The sequence below is a fragment of the Halostagnicola alkaliphila genome (genome assembly GCF_055379965.1).
The window spans coordinates 741,526-763,792 of sequence record NZ_AP043826.1 but is presented as its reverse complement, the minus strand read 5'-3'; the positions used below and the strand labels follow the sequence as shown (position 1 = coordinate 763,792).

25 protein-coding genes are annotated in these 22,267 nt (G+C 61.9%); 8 read left to right on the top strand and 17 right to left on the bottom strand.

Annotated elements, in window-relative coordinates; genetic code table 11:
- Positions 1–67 precede the first annotated feature (67 nt).
- Positions 68–934: a sulfurtransferase gene (locus ACZ5C7_RS08915; protein ID WP_464375977.1), complete on the top strand. Its 867-nt coding sequence runs from the start codon at positions 68–70 to the stop codon at positions 932–934.
- A 1,637-nt stretch (positions 935–2,571) separates the two neighbouring features.
- On the opposite strand, the gene ACZ5C7_RS08910 is transcribed toward ACZ5C7_RS08915, so the two are convergent.
- A complete protein-coding gene (locus ACZ5C7_RS08910) occupies positions 2,572–3,795 on the bottom strand; it encodes a polysaccharide deacetylase family protein (RefSeq protein WP_464375976.1) in 1,224 nt (407 codons plus the stop codon).
- A gap of 218 nt (positions 3,796–4,013) precedes the next feature.
- Between ACZ5C7_RS08910 and ACZ5C7_RS08905 the strand changes: the two genes are divergently transcribed.
- The gene (locus ACZ5C7_RS08905; protein WP_464375975.1) at positions 4,014–4,643 is read left to right on the top strand and encodes a rubrerythrin family protein; all 630 of its coding nucleotides are present in this window, start codon (positions 4,014–4,016) and stop codon (positions 4,641–4,643) included.
- Between the two features lie 34 nt (positions 4,644–4,677).
- On the opposite strand, the gene ACZ5C7_RS08900 is transcribed toward ACZ5C7_RS08905, so the two are convergent.
- The 10 genes from ACZ5C7_RS08900 to rpl18a form a co-directional block, all read right to left on the bottom strand.
- Positions 4,678–4,950 carry a DUF7553 family protein gene (locus ACZ5C7_RS08900; protein ID WP_464375974.1) on the bottom strand — a complete coding sequence of 91 codons (273 nt, stop codon included), beginning with the start codon at positions 4,948–4,950 and terminating at the stop codon, positions 4,678–4,680.
- Positions 4,951–5,043: 93 nt separating this feature from the next.
- On the bottom strand, positions 5,044–5,877 hold the full coding sequence (thiM, locus tag ACZ5C7_RS08895; protein WP_464375973.1) for a hydroxyethylthiazole kinase: 834 nt from the start codon (positions 5,875–5,877) through the stop codon (positions 5,044–5,046).
- Positions 5,874–6,593: a thiamine phosphate synthase gene (thiE, locus tag ACZ5C7_RS08890; RefSeq protein ID WP_464375972.1), complete on the bottom strand. Its 720-nt coding sequence runs from the start codon at positions 6,591–6,593 to the stop codon at positions 5,874–5,876. The genes thiM and thiE overlap by 4 nt, the downstream gene beginning before the upstream one ends.
- 63 nt (positions 6,594–6,656) lie before the next feature.
- Positions 6,657–7,274, bottom strand: a complete 618-nt coding sequence (locus tag ACZ5C7_RS08885; protein WP_464375971.1) for an N-acetyltransferase family protein — start codon at positions 7,272–7,274, stop codon at positions 6,657–6,659.
- 126 nt (positions 7,275–7,400) lie between these two features.
- Positions 7,401–9,131, bottom strand: a complete 1,731-nt coding sequence (locus ACZ5C7_RS08880) for a Coenzyme F420 hydrogenase/dehydrogenase, beta subunit C-terminal domain (protein WP_464375970.1) — start codon at positions 9,129–9,131, stop codon at positions 7,401–7,403.
- Positions 9,121–10,821 (bottom strand): nitrite/sulfite reductase, encoded by a 1,701-nt coding sequence (locus ACZ5C7_RS08875; RefSeq protein WP_464375969.1) that lies wholly within the window; start codon positions 10,819–10,821, stop codon positions 9,121–9,123. The genes ACZ5C7_RS08880 and ACZ5C7_RS08875 overlap by 11 nt, the downstream gene beginning before the upstream one ends.
- A gap of 399 nt (positions 10,822–11,220) precedes the next feature.
- Positions 11,221–12,072 carry an NmrA/HSCARG family protein gene (locus ACZ5C7_RS08870; RefSeq protein ID WP_464375968.1) on the bottom strand — a complete coding sequence of 284 codons (852 nt, stop codon included), beginning with the start codon at positions 12,070–12,072 and terminating at the stop codon, positions 11,221–11,223.
- 143 nt (positions 12,073–12,215) lie between these two features.
- The gene (gene ftsY / locus ACZ5C7_RS08865) at positions 12,216–13,634 is read right to left on the bottom strand and encodes a signal recognition particle-docking protein FtsY (RefSeq protein ID WP_464375967.1); all 1,419 of its coding nucleotides are present in this window, start codon (positions 13,632–13,634) and stop codon (positions 12,216–12,218) included.
- Positions 13,635–13,648: 14 nt separating this feature from the next.
- Entirely contained in the window at positions 13,649–14,107 is a 459-nt protein-coding gene (gene pfdA, locus ACZ5C7_RS08860) for a prefoldin subunit alpha (protein ID WP_464375966.1), read from the bottom strand.
- Positions 14,104–14,280 (bottom strand): 50S ribosomal protein L18Ae, encoded by a 177-nt coding sequence (gene rpl18a, locus ACZ5C7_RS08855; RefSeq protein WP_464375965.1) that lies wholly within the window; start codon positions 14,278–14,280, stop codon positions 14,104–14,106. Before rpl18a ends, pfdA begins: the two co-directional genes overlap by 4 nt.
- A gap of 155 nt (positions 14,281–14,435) precedes the next feature.
- On the opposite strand from rpl18a, the gene ACZ5C7_RS08850 reads away from it, so the two are divergent.
- Together ACZ5C7_RS08850 and ACZ5C7_RS08845 are read left to right on the top strand one after the other, a co-directional pair.
- Positions 14,436–15,344 carry an AEC family transporter gene (locus tag ACZ5C7_RS08850; RefSeq protein WP_464375964.1) on the top strand — a complete coding sequence of 303 codons (909 nt, stop codon included), beginning with the start codon at positions 14,436–14,438 and terminating at the stop codon, positions 15,342–15,344.
- A 60-nt stretch (positions 15,345–15,404) separates the two neighbouring features.
- Positions 15,405–15,716: an ASCH domain-containing protein gene (locus ACZ5C7_RS08845; protein ID WP_464375963.1), complete on the top strand. Its 312-nt coding sequence runs from the start codon at positions 15,405–15,407 to the stop codon at positions 15,714–15,716.
- 143 nt (positions 15,717–15,859) lie between these two features.
- Here the strand turns inward: ACZ5C7_RS08845 and ACZ5C7_RS08840 are convergent, their stop codons facing one another.
- The 3 genes from ACZ5C7_RS08840 to ACZ5C7_RS08830 are packed head-to-tail and all read right to left on the bottom strand — an operon-like array spanning position 15,860 to position 16,966.
- On the bottom strand, positions 15,860–16,525 hold the full coding sequence (locus ACZ5C7_RS08840) for a translation initiation factor IF-6 (protein ID WP_464375962.1): 666 nt from the start codon (positions 16,523–16,525) through the stop codon (positions 15,860–15,862).
- A 1-nt stretch (position 16,526) separates the two neighbouring features.
- Entirely contained in the window at positions 16,527–16,805 is a 279-nt protein-coding gene (locus ACZ5C7_RS08835) for a 50S ribosomal protein L31e (RefSeq protein WP_464375961.1), read from the bottom strand.
- 8 nt (positions 16,806–16,813) lie between these two features.
- The gene (locus ACZ5C7_RS08830; RefSeq protein WP_049951558.1) at positions 16,814–16,966 is read right to left on the bottom strand and encodes a 50S ribosomal protein L39e; all 153 of its coding nucleotides are present in this window, start codon (positions 16,964–16,966) and stop codon (positions 16,814–16,816) included.
- 158 nt (positions 16,967–17,124) lie between these two features.
- Between ACZ5C7_RS08830 and ACZ5C7_RS08825 the strand changes: the two genes are divergently transcribed.
- From ACZ5C7_RS08825 to ACZ5C7_RS08815, 3 genes are all read left to right on the top strand, one after another.
- Positions 17,125–17,694 carry a magnesium transporter gene (locus ACZ5C7_RS08825; RefSeq protein ID WP_464375960.1) on the top strand — a complete coding sequence of 190 codons (570 nt, stop codon included), beginning with the start codon at positions 17,125–17,127 and terminating at the stop codon, positions 17,692–17,694.
- Positions 17,694–18,272, top strand: a complete 579-nt coding sequence (locus tag ACZ5C7_RS08820; protein ID WP_464375959.1) for a magnesium transporter — start codon at positions 17,694–17,696, stop codon at positions 18,270–18,272. The genes ACZ5C7_RS08825 and ACZ5C7_RS08820 overlap by 1 nt, the downstream gene beginning before the upstream one ends.
- An 82-nt stretch (positions 18,273–18,354) precedes the next feature.
- The gene (locus tag ACZ5C7_RS08815) at positions 18,355–18,732 is read left to right on the top strand and encodes a hypothetical protein (protein WP_464375958.1); all 378 of its coding nucleotides are present in this window, start codon (positions 18,355–18,357) and stop codon (positions 18,730–18,732) included.
- Positions 18,733–18,762: 30 nt separating this feature from the next.
- On the opposite strand, the gene ACZ5C7_RS08810 is transcribed toward ACZ5C7_RS08815, so the two are convergent.
- A complete protein-coding gene (locus tag ACZ5C7_RS08810; protein ID WP_464375957.1) occupies positions 18,763–19,971 on the bottom strand; it encodes a potassium channel family protein in 1,209 nt (402 codons plus the stop codon).
- A gap of 192 nt (positions 19,972–20,163) precedes the next feature.
- On the opposite strand from ACZ5C7_RS08810, the gene serS reads away from it, so the two are divergent.
- Positions 20,164–21,543 (top strand): serine--tRNA ligase, encoded by a 1,380-nt coding sequence (serS, locus tag ACZ5C7_RS08805; protein WP_464375956.1) that lies wholly within the window; start codon positions 20,164–20,166, stop codon positions 21,541–21,543.
- Positions 21,544–21,619: 76 nt separating this feature from the next.
- Here the strand turns inward: serS and ACZ5C7_RS08800 are convergent, their stop codons facing one another.
- Positions 21,620–22,018 (bottom strand): PIN domain-containing protein, encoded by a 399-nt coding sequence (locus ACZ5C7_RS08800; protein ID WP_464375955.1) that lies wholly within the window; start codon positions 22,016–22,018, stop codon positions 21,620–21,622.
- A complete protein-coding gene (locus ACZ5C7_RS08795) occupies positions 22,015–22,248 on the bottom strand; it encodes a hypothetical protein (protein ID WP_464375954.1) in 234 nt (77 codons plus the stop codon). The genes ACZ5C7_RS08800 and ACZ5C7_RS08795 overlap by 4 nt, the downstream gene beginning before the upstream one ends.
- Positions 22,249–22,267: the final 19 nt, after the last annotated feature.

Genomic DNA, 22,267 nt, shown 5'->3' with positions numbered 1-22,267 from the left:
AGTGAAGCTGTGACCGCATTGTCCGGTTAGACGGGGTTCTATGTGGTTCTCGCTCCAAGGTATTTTCATGGCAACAGATTACGCCAACGACGTGCTCGTAACGGCTGATTGGGTCGAAGAACGACTCGATGAGTTCGAGAGCGACGATCCGGAGCTTCGACTGGTCGAGGTCGACGTCGATACGGAAGCTTACGACGACGCACACGCACCCGGCGCGATTGGGTTTAACTGGGAAACCCAACTGCAAGACCAGACGCGACGAGACATCCTCGAGAAGGAGGACTTCGAAGAGCTCCTCGGAAACCACGGCATCACCGAGGATTCGACCGTCGTCCTGTACGGCGACAACTCGAACTGGTTCGCCGCCTACACCTACTGGCAGTTCAAGTACTACGGCCACGACGAGGTCTACCTGCTCGACGGCGGCCGAGAGTACTGGCTCGAGAACGACTATCCGACGACCGACGAGGAGCCCGACTTCTCGGAAGTCGAGTACGACGCCGCCGGTCCGCGCGAGAGCATCCGCGCCTACCGCGAAGACGTCGAAAACGCGATCGAGCGCGGCGTTCCGCTCGTCGACGTTCGATCGCCCGAAGAGTTCCGCGGCGAGATCCTCGCGCCCCCAGGGCTCCAGGAGACGGCCCAGCGCGGCGGCCACGTCCCCGGCGCGCAGAACATCTCCTGGGCGGCCGTCACGGACGACGACGGGCTGTTCAAGAGTCCCGAGGAACTCGAGGAACTCTACGCCGAGAAGGGCATCGACGGCGACGAAACGACCGTCGCCTACTGCCGAATCGGCGAGCGCTCCTCGGTTGCGTGGTTTGCGCTGCACGAACTGCTCGGCTACGAGGACACCGTCAACTACGACGGATCCTGGACCGAGTGGGGTAATCTTGTGAATGCGCCGGTAGAGACAGGCGAGGCGGACGACTGAACGGTGTGAAGGAGTTCGCCTCGTAGAGTCGAACGGGGAACGAAGTGACCCGTGAGAGGCGAGGCTGAGTGACCAACGGGAACGAAGCCTCGAGGCGAAGCGGTGACCGGTAGGGAACCGCGGAGCGGGCGAAGCTGAGTGACCAACGGGAACGAAGCCTCGAGGCGAAGCGGTGACCGGTAGGGAACCGCGGAGCGGGCGAAGCTGAGTGACCAACGGGAACGAAGCCTCGAGGCGAAGCGGTGACCGGTAGGGAACCGCGGAGCGGGCGAAGCTGAGTGACCAACGGGAACGAAGCCTCGAGGCGAAGCGGTGACCGGTAGGGAACCGCGGAGCGGGCGAAGCTGAGTGACCAACGGGAACGAAGCCTCGAGGCGAAGCGGTGACCGGTAGGGAACCGCGGAGCGGGCGAAGCTGAGTGACCAACGGGAACGAAGCCTCGAGGCGAAGCGGTGACCGGTAGGGAACCGCGGAGCGGGCGAAGCTGAGTGACCAACGGGAACGAAGCCTCGAGGCGAAGCGGTGACCGGTAGGGAACCGCGGAGCGGGCGAAGCTGAGTGACCAACGGGAACGAAGCCTCGAGGCGAAGCGGTGACCGGTAGGGAACCGCGGAGCGGGCGAAGCTGAGTGACCAACGGGAACGAAGCCTCGAGGCGAAGCGGTGACCGGTAGGGAACCGCGGAGCGGGCGAAGCTGAGTGACCAACGGGAACGAAGCCTCGAGGCGAAGCGGTGACCGGTAGGGAACCGCGGAGCGGGCGAAGCTGAGTGACCAACGGGAACGAAGCCTCGAGGCGAAGCGGTGACCGGTAGGGAACCGCGGAGCGGGCGAAGCTGAGTGACCAACGGGAACGAAGCCTCGAGGCGAAGCGGTGACCGGTAGGGAACCGCGGAGCGGGCGAAGCTGAGTGACCAACGGGAACGAAGCCTCGAGGCGAAGCGGTGACCGGTAGGGAACCGCGGAGCGGGCGAAGCTGAGTGACCAACGGGAACGAAGCCTCGAGGCGAAGCGGTGACCGGTAGGGAACCGCGGAGCGGGCGAAGCTGAGTGACCAACGGGAACGAAGCCTCGAGGCGAAGCGGTGACCGGTAGGGAACCGCGGAGCGGGCGAAGCTGAGTGACCAACGGGAACGAAGCCTCGAGGCGAAGCGGTGACCGGTAGGGAACCGCGGAGCGGGCGAAGCTGAGTGACCAACGGGAACGAAGCCTCGAGGCGAAGCGGTGACCGGTAGGGAACCGCGGAGCGGGCGAAGCTGAGTGACCAACGGGAACGAAGCCTCGAGGCGAAGCGGTGACCGGTAGGGAACCGCGGAGCGGGCGAAGCTGACGACTGACGCGAGGACGACTGTTAAGGAGTCCTCGGTATGTGCGAACGGCGAGAGCCGTGAGCGCGGAGTGAAGGAGTTCGCCTCGAGAAAGGCAAGGTCAACGACTAACTCAAGGACGACCGACAGAACGGCACCACTGGGCGTCACTGCCGAACCAGCCCTCGAGGCGGAGCGTGACAAACAGGGAACCTCGAACGCTCGTTCCTCAGCGACGTCAAACCGGGTCTGATTCGATCTCGGTCGCCGATTTCTCGAGACACGGTGTCGACGCACTTCACTACCCGAATTTGCGTTCTTGATACGAATCCCTAGAGCACGTACGCTTCTTCGACGTCACCGGGGAGAACGACCTCGAGGTCGCCGTCTGCTTCCATCTCGCTGAGATCGGACATCGTTTCCTCGAACGACTCGAGAAGGTCGTCCTCTAGCTCGTGGTAGTAAAGCGTCGTGAGGCCGTTCATCTCCGCGGTCCACTCGAGTAAGTCTCGTGCGTCGTCCGGGTCCGGATCGCCGACGCGCGGACAGAGTTTGGTGTTGGTGAGCTGTCCGCCGGCACCGTAGCCGCTCGCGAAACAGAGGTCGTGATTGTCTCCCGCAGCTTCTACGGCGTCTTCGTCGAAGTTTCCGAGCGGATAGGCGAAGTAGCCAGCACCGTCCTCGAAGCCGTTATCCTCGAGCCACTCGACGGCGGATTCGATCTGTGCGGACGGATCGTCCGTGTCGGTCAGGTCGCCGTTGTTCGCCGACTGACTGGCGATCGTCCACCCGGCGTCGTGCAGTTCCTCGAGTTCGCTCAGGCTCATCCGGGACTCGCCGCCGACGAAGTCGGTGTTGACGAACGCCGTCGCGGGGATGTCGTACTCCTCGAGAACCGGGAACCCCTCGGTGTAGGTCGTTTCGTAGCCGTAGTCGAACTGGACCATCACCGTGCCCGTGTCCGGACGCGGCGTGAAGTACAGATCGTCACACCAGAACTCCTTTTCCTTTTCGTCGCCGGTCCAGGCCGCGATCTGGATCGAAGCGACTTCGGAGAGATCCGGGTCGCCGTCGATCGAGCCGACACCGAAGTTGTACCGCATGAACGGCATGTCCGCCGCGGATCGGCCGCGGAAATCGACCCGATCGCCGTCGGCGTCGGTAAGCTGGATGATCGGATTCTGCAGGTCATCGGAGGCGACCGCGAGCCCTGGGACTTCGTCGGAGAAATCCTGCGGCGAATCGAACTCGCGCCGGATCATGACGCCGCTTTCGGATTCCGACGCCTCGAGGAAGGCCGACTGGGAACCGACGAGCGATCGATCCTCGTCGGCCGTGAGCGAGCCTTCGACTTCCGTCCAGTAGTCGAGATCCTCGAAATCGTCGAACGTTTCGCCGTCGCCTGTCTCACCGTTGTCTCCGGACGGATCGTCGCCGCCGTTGGGGTCGTCACCGCCGTTCGGATCGTCATCACCGTTCGGGTCGTCTCCCGAGCCCGCACAGCCCGCGAGCGCGACGATGCCTGCCGTCGTTGCGAGATACGTTCGTCGTTTCATTGTTCATCCGGAGACTGTCCGTGTTTGGTGATTGTTATGGCCCTGTTACCGTCAGTATGAGCGGTAGAAGGGTGAGAATACCGCGGAGTAAGGGCCGTAAAACCGCTGTTTCACGCAGCGCAAAACGCACCGAGTCGTCGACACGATAGCACCGCACTGCAACTCCATCACGGTTCGATCACGACACTACTAACTCGAGTCCGCACGTAGGACGATCCATGACCGATGCAGACACGTTCCTCGAACGCGTTCGCGAGACGAACCAGACGCCGCTGTCCCGACTCGGGTCGTCGAAGTCACTGTACGCCGCCACGGACGGCGATATCGACACCGAGCCCGTCCTCGAGGCGACCGCAGACGCCGAGTACGCCGCGTGGCAGACGTTCGGCGAGTGGGCCGAGGACGAATCGAACGACCTGGCGCGCGAGGCGTTCGAGGCGACCGCCGACGAAGAGCGGGGACACTACGAAACCGTCTCCGAACAGCTCGAAGCGTACGACCCTCAGGACGTTCCCGCACTTCACGAGTACCTCCGCGGGCTCGAGGCGACGGTACCACGAGCCGGTGCGTTCGCCGGACGAATTCTCGCGAGCAAGCGCTCAAAAGAGCAGGTCGTCGGCTACTTCGTCGGGAACGCGGATCCCCAGAGCGCGCAGTTGTTCCGCGACTTTGGCGACGACTTAGATGACCAACTCGAGCGGGTGACCGAGCTGCTCGAGGCGGTCTGTGACGGAGATGACGACTGGGATCGGGCCGAGGAAGCTGCAACGGGAGCGATCGAAGCCGCCTACGGCGAGTACGTCGAGAATCTCGAGGCCATGGGCGCGAACCCGAAGCCGGTCTGTTAATTTGATCGCAGCTATCGACAGTTCTCCGAGTCGATCAGACGCCTTCCAGCGTTTCCCGGAAGTCGTGAATCGACTCGAGAGCATCATCAGCGCGGTCGGCAACGTCCCCGCCTTCCTCGTCCGCGATTTCGGTGATGATGTGTTCGTGACGGGCGAGTCGACCGTGATCGGGGCCGCGATCGGCCGTCGCGAGCTGTTCGAGTTGGTTCGATTGTTTCTCTAGGCGCTCACGCGCTTCGCCGCTGCCGGCAGCGTCGGCTGCATCGGCCAGCGATTCGGCCGCGTTCTCGAGGTCAGTTCGTGACATTGGTGTCGGTTCGAGGTTCACGCTCGAGCGCAATAGCTGTTGGACAAGTCGATGCCGAAAACTGTCGGCGAGGACGAAAACGGCTCCCGACTGTTACTCGATCGAGGTTACTCGCCCCTCGAGTGCTAACTCGTCGACGACTTCGGCGGAGAGCCCGGCGACGGAATCGAGGAAGTTCGTCCGGTAGCTCGCGGGCCCGTTGTACTCGAGGTCGGTCGCCCGTTCCCCGGCGAGCCCGAACGCGAGCGTCCCTCGAACCGCCGCCGCGCGGTCGTCCTCGAGTGCGCCAGCGAACGCGGCGACGGTCGCCCCGAGCATGCAACCGGTGCCGACGACCTCGCCCATCATTTCGTGACCGGCCGAGATGGAGACCGCATCGTCCGCGTCCGCGACGATATCCTCGACGCCGGAGGCGACGACGGTCGCGCCGGTCGACTCGGCGAGCGATCGGGCCGTTTCGTCGATCTCGTCGTAGTCGCCGATGGATTCGACGCCTTTGACGTCCGCTTCGACGCCCGAGAGCGCGCTGATCTCGCCGTAGTTGCCCTTGATTACGGCGAAATCGACCTCCGAAAGGAGGCTCTCGGCGACGGCTTCCCGCGACGGCGTGGAACCGACGCCGACGGGGTCGAGAACGACCGGGATTCCGCGGTCGTTAGCCATCCGACCGGCCTCATGCATCGCTTCGACGTTGTCGTCCGCGATCTGGCCGGCGTTGATGAGGATCGCGCCCGCAATTTCGGCCATCTCGCCGGCGTCGCCGAACGAGTCTGCCATCACGGGCAACGCACCCCAATGGAGGATGATATTCGCCACGTCGTTCATCGTCACTTGATTCGTCAGCGCCTGCACGAGCGGCTCCGCCTCGTCGATTTGTTCGAGTGTCGCTTCGAGTTCCTCGGCCGTCACCGAGCTGAAGTCGGTCATTGTACCACCCCTCCGTCGTCCACGGTCTTTCCGGTTTCCCCGGCCGTTTCGGGGGTCTCGTTCGTCTCGGTGCCGTCCGCCCTTCCCGCCTCGACGGCCTCGGCGAGCGATTCGGTCGCCGCTTTCGGGTCGTCGGCGGCCGTGATCTCGCTGATGACCGCGACGCACGTAGCGCCGGCTTCGACGACGGGGGCCGCGTTCTCGGCGGTTATCCCCCCGATCCCCACGACCGGGATCGACACGGCGTCGACGATTTCGCGGATTCGATCGTGGCCGATCCCGTCTTTGGACTCCTCGACGTCCTTCGAGGATGTACCGTACACTGCGCCGACGCCGAGGTAATCCGCACCGTCGGCTTCGGCCCGCGCGGCCTCCTCGAGCGTCGAGGCCGAACAGCCGATTATCGCGTCGGATCCGAGCAGGTCTCGAGCGACGGCGACCGGGAGATCCGACTGGCCCAGGTGGACGCCGTCGGCGTCGATCGCTCGCGCGAGGTCGACTCGATCGTTGACGATCAGATCGACCTCGGCTGCCTCTGTGAGTTCCCGACACTCGAGGCCGATCTCGTATCGCTCGTGCGTCTCGAGTCCCTTGTCTCGGAGCTGAACGACGTCGATGCCGCCGTCGATCGCGGCACGGACGATTTCGGGCGACGATCGACCGGCCGAAATCGACGATTGGGTGACGAGATAGGTCCGCCACGTCGATGGATTCATGGGAGATACCAGGGGGTGGTCCGATAAATCGCTTTGGACTGCGTCAGGTCCCAAAGGCCGAAATCAGTTGGCTACATCCTGATACCCGAACTCGAGATGGGGGTTCCCGGTATCGAGCAGTTCGTCCAACTCGCCCGACTCGCGAACGTCGGGGAACGGATCGGGACGGGACGGACTCTCGGGTTTGTCTGCGATTTCCCGTCGCCACCACCGCACGTCGTGCCACTCGCCCTGCGTGTAGCCGACCCGCGGAAAGTCCGCGAAGCGCTCAAAACCGAGTCGTTCGTGAAACCGAACCGTCGCCGGGTTCGGAAGCGTCGTCACGGCGTAGGCATCGTAGACACCCTGGCGCTCGAGAATAGCGAACAGCGACTCGTACAGCGCTCTGCCGACGCCCGATCGACGGGCGTCGTCGTCGACGTAAACGGAGAGTTCGACGACCCACTCGTAGGCTCGACGCTTGCGAAGCTTGCCCGCGTACGCGTAGCCGACGACCTCGCCGTCGCGCTCGCAGACGAGCCACGGATAGGTCTCGAGCGTCCCCTCGATTCGGTCGACCATTTCGGCTCTGGCGGGAACGGCCTCCTCGAACGTCACCGCCGAATCCTCGCAGAACGGTGCATAGATTCGTCGAATCGCGCCAGCGTCGCCCGGCGTCGCGACTCGAATTCCGAATTCCATGGCCGCACTTCCGGCCGTCCGCCAATAAGTCCGCTGAACGAGGCGAGGACTCGGCGCTGACGCTCGAGAGCCGATAAACGTGAAAACTGAAAGAGAACGAATCAGCCGAAACCGCAGCGGTGACCGCTAGTGGCCGTAGTCGTGGGGGTTCAGCTCGGTGCCGTAGTTCTCGGCGTGGTCCGTGTAGTCGATGAACCGGGGCGCGTCGGGATCGAACGGCCGCTCGAGGCTCTCGAAGGCCTTCTTCTTGTCCCAGCCCTGGAGCTTGCCGACCGCGGACTTGTCCTCGAGATCGTGGTAGTCCAGATCGGGTTCGGTGATCTCCCAGGCTTTTAGTCCCTGTTCGGTTCGGACGATGACGCTCGAGTACTCGTCGGACGAGCCGACGGATCCGACGGTGAGGTCGGCACAGAATCCGGTGAAGTCGGCACACTCGTCACAGCCTTTGAGCGCGGCGTCGTGGAAGTTCTCGATATCTTCGTCGAGAATCATCTCTCCGTCGTGGTCGTAGACCATGAGCTTGCCGTGGAGAACGTCCATCTTGCCGATCTCGTCGGGCGAAATGCCGCGTTGGTCCTCTAACTGCTCGCCCATGAGGCTGTAGTAGTTGAAGTTCTTCGTACACATCAGGGCGATCGTGTAGTCGACCGCGCGGATGCCCTCGTTCTGTTCCTGGTAGTCCCACTCGAAGTCCTGCAGGGCACGGATGCCTTCGATCTCACACGGCGTGCCGACGAGCGCGAGACTGAGTTCGTCGAACGGCTTGTCCGGGAGCTTGTGCTCCCACCGGTCGAGGTTCAGGTTGCCGAGTGCCATCGTCTGATTGTAGATGGTCCCAGCGTTCTCGATCAGGTCCTCGTGGCTGGTCGCGAGGTAGCTTTCGGCCTTCCAGGCCTCGTCCTCGCTCTCGGTCGCGATGAGCGCGCCGTCGATCTCGCCCGCCTCGAGGAGGTGGGAGAGAACCGTCGTGACGACGCCGCCGTCCTGTGCGCCTTTCGTCCAGTCCTCGTCGACCCGCGCGGAGAACTCCGTAATCGGATCGCCGGCGCCTTTGACGTTGTCGTCGCCGCCGGTGATCTTCCACTGGCGCTCATAGCGCAGGCCGCCGCGGGGACAGAAGTCCCAACAGAGCGAACAGCCGGTACACATCTTGACGAGTTCCGGCTTGCCATCGTCGCCGATCCCGATCGAATCGGACGGGCAGGCGGCGACACAGGTCCCACACTGGATACAGCGGCCGTCGTCGATGACGGCTTCGTCCAGTTCCATGAACCAGGTTTTCTCGTCGGGCGTCTCGATGTCGTTCATCTCCGACCGGATCGAATACGTCGGGGTATCGAGGTCGACGCCGTCGGGAACGCCGACGCGCTGGTCCGGTGCACCGTTGTCGACGTCCTGACTGACATCTTCTGCAGGTTCGGTAAACTCGAGGTCGCCGAGGTTGCCCTGTTCGTCGACGTTTGCAACCCCTGCACCGTCGGTCGCGACTGCTTTCTCCTGGGTCTTCTCACCGCAGGTGCAGGTGTTCGGCGAACAGCTGTCGCCAGCGTCGGAGTCACCGCTTGCACTTCTCCCTGCGGGCTGAATGGCCCCCTCTCGAGCGTGGTCGGTGTCGGCTCGAGAGCGCGGCGCTCGACCGCTCGTTTCGGGGACGATAACGTCATCGTCGCCGTCGTCGCTACTGGATTCGGGAACGCCCGGGAACGGCTGCTCGTCCTCGCCGTCCTCGGGGCTCGCGGCTTCGCCGCTCGCGGTTTTACCGCTCGCTTCACCGGGATCCTCGCTGTGCTCGGATCCCGCATCTCCCGCTCGCTTCTTCGAGGCCTCACTACGTTCGGCCTCGCTATCAATCCCCATGGGCAACACCTCCTGCAACCGGCGCGTCGGCCTGTTGCATGATCGAGCGAAGCCGCCCATTGTCGACGCGGCGACACCAGGCGTAGAACTGCTCGTCGTCGTGTTTCTCCTCGGCGTAGGCATCGAACAGCCGCTCGAGGGCAGGAATTACTGAGTCAGCCGGGACGGCGTGTTCGATCCAGTCGAGGAACTCGTTATCCTCACCGAGCGAACCGCCGAGACCGAAGTCCATCCCTTCGACGAGGTTGTCTCCTTCCTCGTTCGGACTGTCTTCGTCTTCCAGTTTGACGGTCTCGCCGCGGAAGCCGATGTCCGCGATCTGTGGCTGTGCACACGAGGCCGAGCAGCCGGACATGTGCATCCGGACGACGTCGAGGTCGTCGGGCGTGTTGATGCGCTCGTCTAACTCTCGAGCCCAGCGCTTGGTGCGCTTTTTGGTCTCGATGATAGCGTAGTTACAGAACTCGTTACCCGTACAGCCGACCGCACCGCGGGAGAACGGACCGGGATCTGGCTGGTAGTCCTCGGCGAACGGTTCGGCGAGGAGGTCCTCGACGTTCTCCTCTGGAATGTGCGTAATGAGGAAGTTCTGGTCGGTCGCGAGGCGCACGGAGGCGTCCTCGGTACCGTACTTTTCGGCCGCTCGAGCGGCCTCAGCGAACTCGTCGCCACCCATGCGACCAGCGATCACGTTGAAACCGACGTACTGCAGGCCGTCCTGTTTCTGGTCGTGGATGCCGACGTGGTCGCCCTTGTAGCCAACGGTGAGGTTCTCGCCGCCGTCGGGGAGGTCGACAGTACAACGGTCGCGGATTGCCTCTTCGAACTTCTCCGGGCCGAGCTGTTCGACGAGATAGCGCATGCGGCAGACACCGCGGTTGTTTCGGTCGCCGATCTCCTTGAACGTCTGGGCGACGGCACGACAGAACTCGACGGCGTCCTCGGGTTGGATGAACGCGTCCAGTTCGGAGCCCATCCGCGGCCCGTCCGAGAGCCCGCCGCCGACGCGGGCGTGGAAGCCGTAGAGGTACTCGCCATCGATTTCCTTCTTGGCTGGAACGAGCCCGATATCGTTGATCTGGGACTGTCCGCAGTCGTGAGCACAGCCCGTAATTGTGAGTTTGAACTTGCGGGGCAAGTTAGCGTACTCACGGTTGCCGGTGAAGAAGTCCGAGACGGCGTCGATGACCGGCTGTGCGTTGAAACACTCGTGATCGTCGAGTCCGGCAGCCGGGCACCCGAGGACGTTCCGGGCGGAGTCGCCACAGCCTTGCACCGTCGTCAGGCCAACTTCGTCGTAACGGTCCCACATTTCGGGAACGTCTTCGATTCGGATCCAGTGTTTCTGGATGTCCTGTCGGGTCGTGATGTCGAGGTAGGCGTCTCCCCAGAGTTCGTTCTGCTCTTCGCCGCCGTACTCTTCGGGGGCGACCGCGAGGTCGTCGGTAACTTCGCCAATGACCTCGGCCTGCTCGGGAGTGAGTTTCCCCCCCGGAACCTTCGTCCGGATCATGAAGTAGCCCTCCTGCTTCTGGGCGTACATGCCGGCCCACTTCAGGCGCTCCCACTCGCCGTCGCCCGCTCGTTCTTCGATCTCCTCGAAGGAGAGATCGTCCTCGGCGTACTCGTAGACATCGTCGAGGACGTCGAGAGGATGCTTGTTCTGTTTGTACTGTTCGGTCGTATTCACGCGGACCACCGCCGTGTCAAAAGACGATCAGCTGGTTGCGCACTCGAGATAGTTGTCACGCTCATCGGTTACTGGATACTACCACCCTAACACTATACGCCTCCGTAATCAGGCGAACCATGACGGAGCTAGGATAATCCGGCGAGTATTACCACAACCAAAGCCGGTGTGAGCGAAACGAGACTTCGAGACGAACGAAACTAGTGCGGTACTCACAGGCACCGAACCGGTCCTAGCGGAGTTGCGGAGATTGTTTCCGGTAGGTGCTACGGGACTGAATATTGGCTCGAGAGACAGTCCTCCTTTCTATCATTTCTCGACCAATTACGAGTATCAAAACGGCGCGGTCGGTAGTCCAATATGAACGTCACGGCGAACCGAATGTATTCCGATTCGAACTCAGTTATGCCACTCTCGCTCGAGATAGGTCTCGAGGCGATTAAACGGGATCTCGTACTCGGCTCGAAGTTCGTCGATCGGCGACTCGTAACCCGCCTCGTTGAACCACTCGAACATCACGGCGTACTCCTCTCCCTGACTCTCTTCTACGTCCTCGATCGAGAGATGCTTGGCGCGAACCGGCGTCTCGAGCACGTCTGCGAAGCGAACGGCCATCGCGCGAAGGGAGAGTTCGTCGCTCGCGAGTTCGTACGATTCTCCCGTATGGTCCTCGAGATTCGAGAACACGTCCGCAACGAACGCGCCGAGGTCCTCGACATCGAGGACCTGCAACGGATTCGACGGCTCGAGTCCCATCGCGAGCGTTCCGTCCTCGATCGACTCGCGAAAGCCCTCGAGGTTCTGTGCGAAGAACACCGGTCGAACGACGGTCGCTGGGATATCGTGGTCGTCGATCAGTCCCTCTATCTCCCACTTCGACTCGAAGTGTGGAATGCCGCTGTCGCGTTCGGCCCCGCCGACGGAGGAAAAGACGAGGTGGTCGACCCCGACGTCCTCGACCAGTTCGACTACGTTTCGCCCCTGTTCGACCTCGTCATCGTAGCCGTGCTCCCAGTAGTTGGTCATCAGGAAGACGCCGTCGGCATCTTCGATGAGCGGTTCGATGCTGTTTTTCTCCTCGAGACTTCCCTCGACGAGTTCGGCCCCCCGTTCGGCGAGGTGGTGCGACTCGTGTTTGTCTTTGTCTCGAGTCAGTGCGAGGACTTCGAAATCCTGCTCAAGGAGGTGCCGAGCAACGGCACCACCTTGCGTACCGGTCGAACCGACCACGAGAACTGTGTCGATAGCCATGACGGGCGAGTTATACTAGCAGGGAGTAAGAAACTGGTCCGGGCGCTTGCAACCTCCAAAATCAACGTGAAACCTCGGTGGGTCGGGAACGAATACGTTGAACTGACCGACAGACGACGAATCGGAAAACGAAGTGAGCCGATCTATTCGTCGTCTGCGAGCAGTCGATCCGCCATCTCGTCGGGATCGAATCGCTCGAGATCGTCGTACTCCTGGCCGACGCCGAGAAAGAGGATCGGTTTCCCGGTGACGTGAGCCACCGAAATCGCCGCGCCGCCGTTCGAGTCGGCGTCCGCCTTCGTCAGGATCGCACCGTCGATCTCGGCGGCCTCGTTGAACTCTCGAGCGCGGTTCACCGCGTCCTGGCCGGCGACGGCCTCGTCGACGAACAGCGTCATGTCCGGGCCGACCACGCGGCCGATCTTCTCGAGTTGGTCCATCAGCCCTTCGTCGGTGTGGAGCCGACCCGCCGTATCGCCGAGGACGACGTCGATCTCGTTCGCTTCGGCGTACTCGACGGCGTCGTACAGCACCGCTGCGGGGTCGCCGCCCTGATCGTGGGCGATGAGCTTGCTGTCCCGCGCCTCGGCGTGCTCGCGGATCTGCTCGTTGGCACCCGCCCGGTACGTGTCGCCGTTGGCCATCACGGTCGAGTATCCACGTTCCTCAAAGTACTGATCGAGTTTCGCGATCGAGGTCGTCTTTCCGACGCCGTTGACGCCGGTGAAGATGATGACGATCGGCTTGTCTTCGATGGCGATGCGCTCGTCGAAGTCGAACTGCCCGACGCTGATAACGTCGTAAATAGCATCTCGTAATGCCTCCTCGACGACATCACCCGTCGAGGTCGTAAACGTCCGCGTCTCGCCGATCAGTTCGTCGCGGATGTTGTCGAGGATTTCTTCCGCAACGCCCATCTCGACGTCGCTCGAGAGCAACGCGAGCTCGAGTTCCTGAAGCGGAGCCTCGAGGTCCTCTTCTTCGATAACGAACTTTCCGCGAACGAGAGATTTGGCTTTGCGACCGAAACCGGTCGAGCCGTTGTCGTCGCTTTCGTCGTCCGCATCCGCCTGGTCAGTGCCCGATTCGGCGGCATCTGCGGTCGCTTCGGCGTCGGGCGCGTCCGTCTCCGACGGCACCGGTTCGTCGGCGGAAGTACCCGCCGTCACGCCACCGGTTCCCGACGGAGACGAACTATCGACTGGCGCCGACGGATCGCTCGAAGCCTCGTCGGCCGAAGCGGTGTCGGCATCGGTTACGGCCGCGGAGCCATCTGCCGCGTTGGCCGCAGTTACATCCTCGAGCTCCGAATCGACCGAAGAACCGTCCTGTGTCGCGTTGACGGTATCTGTTCGTGGTTCCTCGGACGCTTCCGGCCTTGCCGCTGTGTCGGCGGTCTCGCTACCTGCATCCGCCTCGGCGACTTTCTCGCTTTCGCCTTCGGCGACTGCATCATCTGCGAGGTCCTCTACAGGCTCTTCGACTTCTTCGACGTTCTCTTCGGCGGCCTCCTCGGCGTCTTTCCGGAAGCTCCCGAGTTTCTCCTTCAGGTTATCGAACATGGAGCGTGGACGGCTTATTCGTCAGGACCTTGGCCCTGCTGACCCTGCATCTGCTGCATCTGCTGTTGCATCGCTTGCTGTTGCATCTGCTGAGCCTTCTGCTCGAGTTGCGAGCTCTCGGCTTCGAGTTCGGAGATCTGTGCGTTGACCTCGTCGATTTCGTCGTCGAGGTTCTCCTTTTTGTTCTCGAGCGTGTCGACTGCGCCCTCTCGCTCGAACTCTGCGGCGTAATCGGCACCGAGTTCGACGATCACTTCATCGATGTCTTCGACGGTTGCGCGGACGTACGCGCCGCCACCGAGTGGAACCTGAACGACCGAGTCCGATTCGAGGGTTTCGACGGCGTCGATCGCTTCGTCGACTTCAGTCTGCTCTTGCTGGATCGCTTCGACGTTGCCCTCGAGGGCTTCGATCTGTTCGTCGAGCTCCTGAATCTGCTGGGAGAGCTGCTGGAGTTCCTGTTGACTACTCATTGCTGGGATACCTCCTCGAGTTCGATTCCGGTGCGTTTGACACCGTGGCGGCTCCCCATCTGGGAAAGCACGTGCTCGCGGGCGACGTTCTCGTTTTCGGCTTCGATTGTCGTCTCGAATGGTGCGTACCCATCTCGATTCTTGAATCGACCGCTAACGTTGAATTCACTCATGCTCATTGTTCCGTCGGGGAGCCGGAAGAACCTTGCCTTCCAATCCGAAGTCGTGTCCGAACGACGACCCAATCTGCTCGGACAAGGATAACGAATTATGAACGGATTTGCTCCAAACCGAACGGTAAAAGACACCGCACGAACTGTGCGGGGGCATGGAGGTTGTCGGGCGTCTGCTAGCCCTGCTCGTGTTATTACTCGTCGGGACCGGATTACGAGCGAGCGAGATACTCGATACGAGCAGAACCGCGCGGCTAAACGATATCGCCTACTACGTGGCGCTTCCGGCACTCATCTTCATCTCGACGTACGATCAAGCGATAGGTGAACTCCTCACCCCGGCCCTGCTCGTCGGATTGCTCTTCGTCCTGTTCTCGACGGCGGGGCTCGCCTGGCTCGTCCACCGAAATCGCTCCTCGAGGCCGCGCCAGAGCGTCGCCATCGTCCAATCGTATCACTCGAATCTCGGCTATCTCGGGCTTCCGCTGGTCGCCGCGACGTTCGACGCCGAGGTAACCGCCATCGCGAGCGTGGTTCTCGGCATCCTGTCGCTGGTTCAGGTACCCCTCACTGTTCTGATCCTCGTCTTCGTCAACGAAGCGGAGACGAAAATCGGCCGAGAGCTCGGAGGACTCCTCACGAATCCGGTTCTCCTCGCACTGATCGCCGGGCTCGGCGTCGGGTCGTCGTCGGTCGCCGTTCCCCCGCTTGCGGTGAGCGGACTCGACATCGTCGGCGCGTTCGCGCTCCCGCTCGCACTGCTCTGTGTCGGCGCATCTCTGCAAGTCGATCTGCCTTCGGTCGATTTCGGAGCTTCCGGCTCCGTCGTCGCGCTCAAAATCGTCTGTATGCCGCTGCTCGCCTGGATCGTCTTCTCGCTGTTGACCGTCGACGACGCGACGTTCACCGCGAGCGTCGTCATGCTCGGAACGCCGACGGCCGTCTCGACGTTCGTATTCGCGAACGAACTCGGCGGCGACGAGGAGTTCGCATCGTTGAACGTCTTTGCGACGACGCTCGTCTCCGTTGGAACCCTGTTCGTACTCATCACGCTCGTTAGTTAACTCGAGAGAGCCCGGCACGTTCGGCCGTACAGTTTTCCTGCTGGCGGGCGAACTCGAGCTATGAGCGAAATCGAACCCGACGAACTCCTGCCGAGCGAACGAATGCGAGAACAAGCGCTCGAGGGCGACGTCACCCAAATCCACCGCGGCCACCAGTACGCCGATTCGGGCGATACGTTCGCTATCGACGGGACGACGTTCGAAATCACCGAGGTCACAGAGCGGACCCTCGGCGACGTGACCGACGAGGACGCGCGGGCCGAGGGCCTCGATGATCTCGAGGCCTACAGATCCATGCTCGAGCGCGCCCACGACCATTTCGAGTGGAACGAAGAGAGCGAGGTCGTTCGACACGAGTTCGAGAGACGGTGACCGTGTCGAAGCGAAACGACTGGATTGAAACGAAGGGTGACACGAGAAGCGTCCCGAACGGGGCCATCAAGAAAAGAGAGTATCTCAAAACGTCCACGGAATAGTAAATCGGCTTCGACGGCTCAATCGGTGTAGTCGGCGGCTCAGTCGATGTAACCGAGCGCGTCTTCGATCCGACCGAGTTCGGGCCCCGTCGTATCCTCGCCGACGGCGTAGCCCGACTCGTTTACGAGCAACCCGGAGCCCACGAGCGGAGCGCCGTAGTTGATCGTTCCGACGTCGGCCCTGACGTCGAGGGCCTCCTCGAGCAAGTCGAGTTCCGCGTCGGTCGCCTTCGGATGGCAGAGAACGCCCGTGTTGTTCGCGACGGCGGCGGTTCCGACCGTCCGAACGCCTGCGAGATCGCCGCGTTCGACCGGCACTTCGAGGGTATCCTTGACGACTTTGATCGCCTCTCGCGGCAGGTCGGGGTGGACGTATGCGCCGTAATCGTTCGCCAAGACGACGTTTCCGGCAGCGTTGATATTCCCCGGAAGCTCCGCGACGGGAACGCGGGCGGCGTCCTCTAAGTCTTCGCGTTCGTACTCGAGGACCCGCGTGCTGACGAGCAGGCCGTTTTCGTTACCGGTAGCCAGCGCTCCGACTGTCGAAGAGCCGCCGACGGTCGTCCGTACCGGATCGACATCCAGTTCGTCGGCGAGCCCGTCGACGGTGTCGTCGTCGGCATCGGGCCGAACGAACAGACACGAATCGGTCGCACGGGCGAAAACGCCGATATAGGACGATCCGGTGAAGGAGGCGCGTAGCAAGTTAGTCGGCGACCTCGGCCTCGACGATAACCTCGCCGTCTTCGTCGAATCGCGCGGCGCGAACACGAAGCTTTCGCGGCGGGTTCGATCGGCCTTCCGACCAGACGGCCTCGTTAATCGAGGGGTCGAGACGGACGGCGTCTTCGTCGACCGCGAAGTGTTTCGCGAGGTGTTCGCGGATGATTGTCATTGCACGATCTGCGGCTTCGTGGTTTGCACCCTTCTTCACATCGCGCAGTGGGACGGTAACAACACGTTCTTCGAAATCAGTTGCACTCATAGATATCCTTACTCGTCGGTGTCGCTACGACGCCAGTTGCGTCGTTTCGGGTTTCGCTGGACGTTCATGTCGGTCTTGAGCATGACCCAGGACGGAACACGGCTGTTCTGGTTCTCGAGCTTAGCGAGACGTTTTTTCTTGCCCTTCGATTTTTTACCCATAGTGGGCTGGTCTAACCCACGCTGGCTTAAAATCCTGTCCATCCGTCTCCGGTCGTCCGTCCGATTTTGATAGGCCATCTGAAGCGACGAGAGCCCGATAACTGGGAGTCAGAGACCCTTCTCGTTAGGTTTAACAGGGTACTGTGTGAGTCACAGATATGAGTGTCCGCGGTGATGTCTGGTCGATCTACCGTGAAACGATCCCCATCCTGTTCATCGCGCTGGGAGGCGGTCTTTTCGCCGGGTTAGTTCTCGAGGGAATGGTCGAAAGCGTCGAACGATTCCCCGGTCTGCTCGTGATGGTCCCCGTCTTTCTGGCCACCCGAGGAAACGTCTACGGCGCACTCGGCGGGCGCATCTCGAGCGGACTCCACCAGGGACTGATCGAACCGCGGTTTAACTGGGACGAACGACTCGTCAACGCAGTCGTAGCGTCGTTCATCAACGGAATCGGAATCTCAGTCGTCATCGGCGTCGTCACGTGGCTCGCGCTCCAGTTGCTCGGCTGGGAGTCAGCCGCGCTCTACGAGTTCGTCGGGATCATGCTCATCGCGGGCGTGCTGACCTCGATCGTGCTGATATTCGGGTTGCTCACGTTGATCTTTGCGGGCTACAAGTACGGGTACGACCCCGACAACCTCGTCGGGCCGATCGTCACCACGCTCGGTGACATCTTCGGCATGTTGTTCTTGCTGTTCGCCATCGGCATCGTCGAGGTGATCCTCTGATGGTCGTTCCCCAGGGCTCGCTCGGAACGTGGGACGTCCGGAGCATCGTCGGGAACATGTTCCCGCTGTTGATCGTTCTCACCGTGATCGTGCTGATCGCAGGAATCACGCTCGAGGACGCCGAAGAGATGCTCACGGAGTACGGTTTGCTCGCCGTGATGGTTCCGACGATGGTCGATATGGGCGGCAACCTGGGTGCGATCTTGAGTTCGCGACTCTCGACGCGACTCCACCTGGGGACGACGGATTTCGATCCGGGAGACCGAGAACTGTGGGCCAACGTCCTCGCCGTCCTCGCACTCGCGGCGACGATATTCACCGCTCTGGGGGTCGGTGCGTGGTTCATCGGACAAGTCATCGGGGCCGCCCTTCCGCTATCAGCCCTGTTGACGATTTCGCTGATCAGCGGCATGTCGGTTGCGGTAATCGCCGTGATCTTCAGCTTCGCCGCCACGTACGCCTCGTTCCGGCTCGGAATCGACCCCGACGACACGACGATTCCGATCGTCACGAACGTCGTCGACGTCTTCGGGATGGTCATCTTCATCGGCGTTTCGGCGCTCGTGCTCGGGTTCTGATCGGTACCGGGAAACCCGCTATCGTGGACTCTGCGAACGGTCTCGAGAAACGCTTATTCACACTCCCCGACATGCAGCAACTATGAGAGACAACGGAACGCTACAGACGACGCTCTCGATCGTACTCGGAATCGTCCTCGTCGCGCTCGGTGTCGGGGCATACGTGCTTTCTGACTTCGCGAGCGTTACGGCGCTGATCCCGGCTATCTTCGGCGTGGTGATAGCCACCCTGGGTGCCGTCGGCCGGGAAACGGATCGAGAACGGCTGAGCATCTACGGGGTCGGTATCCTGGCACTGCTGGGTGTCGTGGGTTCCCTGCGCGGAGTTCCGGACATCATCGCGTTGGTTACCGGGGAAAGCGTCGACTCGAGCGTCGCCACGGTTTCGCAAGGGGCGATGATTCTGATCAGTCTCGTCCTCGTGATCGCCGTCGGAAAATACGTTCTCGACGAGCGATAACGGTCGCCACGATAAGCCAACGCTCGCGAGTCAGACCCGCGCTAATTTTTCGAACTCGTCGGCCGCCGTTCGCGTCCCCTTCGAAATGAGAACGTCTCCACCGCGAAGTTCGGCACCGGCTTCGCCGACGAGTAACCATCCCTCCTCGGGGCGACGGATCGCGATAACGGACATCGTCGCATCGACATCGGGAACGCCGGCTGTCACGGACGTGCCGTCGAGTTCGCTTCCTTCCTCGAGCTCGACGCGGGTGAGGATCTCGTCGCTCTCTTGGACCGCAAGGTGGACGACCGGGTGAACGTCGATATCTCTAAGGACGCCCTCGCTGATGTCGACCGCGGCATCGCTGATGACCTCCGTGCTACTACCGAGGTGAATCAGCCCCCGAAGCGCGACCGGGTCTTCGGCGTCGGCGGCCGCACGAAGCGTCCAGGCCTCGAAGCGTGACTCCATGGCGTCGACTTCGACCTCGAGATTCCGAACTTCCTCGGCGAGCTCCTCGCTGTCGAAGAGGATACTGCTGTAGGCCAGGTCGACGGCTAGCTCGGAGAGGTTCTTCATGTGAACGATCGTATCGACGGCACGCTCTAAGTCCTCGATGGCCGGGGCATCAACCGACGGCGGGTCGTAAGGTTCGCCGGCCAATCGTTCGAACACGTCACCGATGGACGACTCTGGGCCGCGGAGGAATGCGACGTCATCGGCCTCGATACGAGTCGACGGACCGGGGTTGAGCAGCCAGTCGTCACCGCGCCGGAGCGCGATGACGCGCACGCCGGTCTCGGACTCGAGGTCGATTTCCTCGAGCGTCCGGCCCATATACTCGGAATCGCCGTCGACGACCCCGCGGACGAGCATTTCGACTGCCTCGGGAAGCGCCGCACGCATCGCCTCTGGAAGCCTGATATCCTCGAGGACGATCTTCGCGATATCCCCGGCGGCGTCGCTGATCAGTCCCGCCGCGGCGACGATACTGAGTACGGGCGCAAGCTGTTCTGCTTCGTCCGGACTGCGAGCGGCCATCATCAAACTCATTCGTGCGCGAAGCTCGAGAACGTCCATGCGCTCTTCCAACCGGAGGACCTCCTTCGCAAGCTCTTCGTTGCGGTGTAATACCGCAGAGTAGGAGAGGTCTATCAACAGCTCCGCAGTGTCTTTCATCTCGACCAGAACGTCTTTGACGCTGACGGGCTCGTACTCGACGGGCCGCGACGACGCCTCACCCTCGAACGGATCCATAGCGGAGAACTGCGCTCCCGGCAAAAAAGCGTTTCCCGCGAACCGCGGCTTCGAAGCGGACAGTACCGATATGAGTCATCCCGAGACGAATCACGACAGCCCGTTTCGGATCGGGTGGTGTCACGGGGACAGATTCACGCAAAACGTCGTCTTCCGACACGGTTTTGCCGAATGACAAAGAATCACCGTTCAATGCTCGATCGGACCTATCTACGCGAGAACCCCGACGCAGTGCGCGATGCCCTCGAGAATCGAGGGGCTGATGTCGATTTCGACGAGATCCTCGAGATCGACGAACGGTGGCGCGAACTCAAAGCACGCGGCGACGAACTTCGTCACGAGCGAAACGAGATCAGCTCCCGGATCGGCGAACTCAAACAGGAGGGCAAAGACGACGAGGCCGAGGAGGCCATCGAGCGATCGCAGTCGCTCAAAGCCGACATCGAGGACGTCGAATCCGAGGCCTCGGAACTCGAGGACGAACTCGAAGAGAGGATGCTTGAAGTTCCGCAAGTACCCGACGAGAGCGTCCCCGTCGGCGAGGACGAGGCCGACAACGTCGAACACCGCCGCTGGGGATTCGACGACCAGCACGACCTTCCGGACGAAGTCGTCCCCCACTACGATTTAGGCGAGGAACTCGATATCATCGACGAGGCTCGCGGCGCGAAGACGACCGGCTCCGGCTTCTACTTCCTGAAAGGCGACGGTGCCCGCCTCGAGCACGCGCTAATCCAGTTCATGCTCGACGTCCACCGGGAACAGGACTACGTCGATATCTTCCCTCCCGTGCCGGTAAACAGCCAGTCGATGCGCGGAACGGGACAGCTCCCGAAGTTCGCCGACGACGCCTACCGCCTGGGCGGAGACAACGAGGAGGCCTACGACGACGACGACCTCTGGCTCTGTCCGACTGCGGAGGTCTCGGTCACCAACATGTACGCCGACGAGATCCTGCTTTCCGACGACCTCCCGCTCAAACATCAGGCCTACTCGCCGAACTTCCGACGCGAAGCCGGCGAACACGGGACCGAAACCCGCGGCATCGTCCGCGTCCACCAGTTCAATAAAGTCGAACTGGTCAACTTCGTCGACCCCGAGGACAGCGAGGAGCGCCTCGAGTCGCTGCTCGGGGAAGCAGAGGAAGTCCTGCAAAAACTCGAGCTTCCCTACCGAATCCTCGAGCTCTGTACCGGCGACCTGACCTTCGCCTCGGCCAAGACCTACGACATCGAAGTCTGGTCGCCCGGCGACGACATGGAGGACGGCCCCGAAAAAGGCGGCCGGTGGCTCGAGGTCTCCTCGGCGTCGAACTTCAAGGAGTTTCAGGCCCGGCGCGCCGGGCTTCGGTACCGACCCGAACGCCACGAATCGGCCGAGTACCTCCACACGCTGAACGCCTCCGGACTCGCGCTCCCTCGGGTGATGGTGGCCGTTCTCGAGTACCACCAGAACGAGGACGGAACCGTGACTGTCCCCGAAGCCCTTCGGCCGTACATGGGCGGTCAGGAGGTCATCGAGGGCCACGAGAAGGTCGGCGAGAGCGCGTTGGGTGCGGGCGAGCGCGAGTAGGTACGTGGACGTCTGCCGCGAGTACGGGTTATGCGATGAACAGGCACAAAACCTCGCGCTTCAGCGCGGGAGGATGTCAACGATACGTCGAAACGTCGACTCCTAACGTTTCGAAATCAGTCGGATTAGCCGTTAGCACGGCATCGTCCAACACAGCAGCGATCGCACCGATGTACGCATCGTTCGTCTCGACTCCACTGTTTCCGTCTGCCTCTCTGTCCGCTTGCGCGAGCAGCGTACTGGCGGTCCGGGCGATCTCTTCGTCAATATCCACTCGTGGATAGCCGAGAAACGCGTTCTGTACCTGCCGTCTTTCGTCCTCGCTTTTCGTATACACGACGCCGTAGTACACCTCAGCGACAACCGGTTCCGGAAGCCACTGCACCTCTCCCGTTTCCGTGAGGTCGTGACCCTTCTGTATCGCCGCCTGACTCCCGTCCATCAGATCGAAGAGATACGACGAATCCAGAATCACTCCTCGAACGCCTCCCGCGCTCGCTGCAGTCGGTCCTCGTCGCGCCCGCCAAATCGCTGAGCTGCCGTTCGCGCTTCGTCGACCTCCTCTGAAGAGAGAATTCCTGCAAGCGCTTCCGGATCGGGTTCTCGAGTCAGCCGTCGAAGCGTCTCGAACATCGTCTCGCCTTCCCGATTGTGAGCTTTGACCCACGTGTGGTACTCGTCGGGAACGCGGATCATCTTCGCCATGTCGTAAAATGGGATTTAC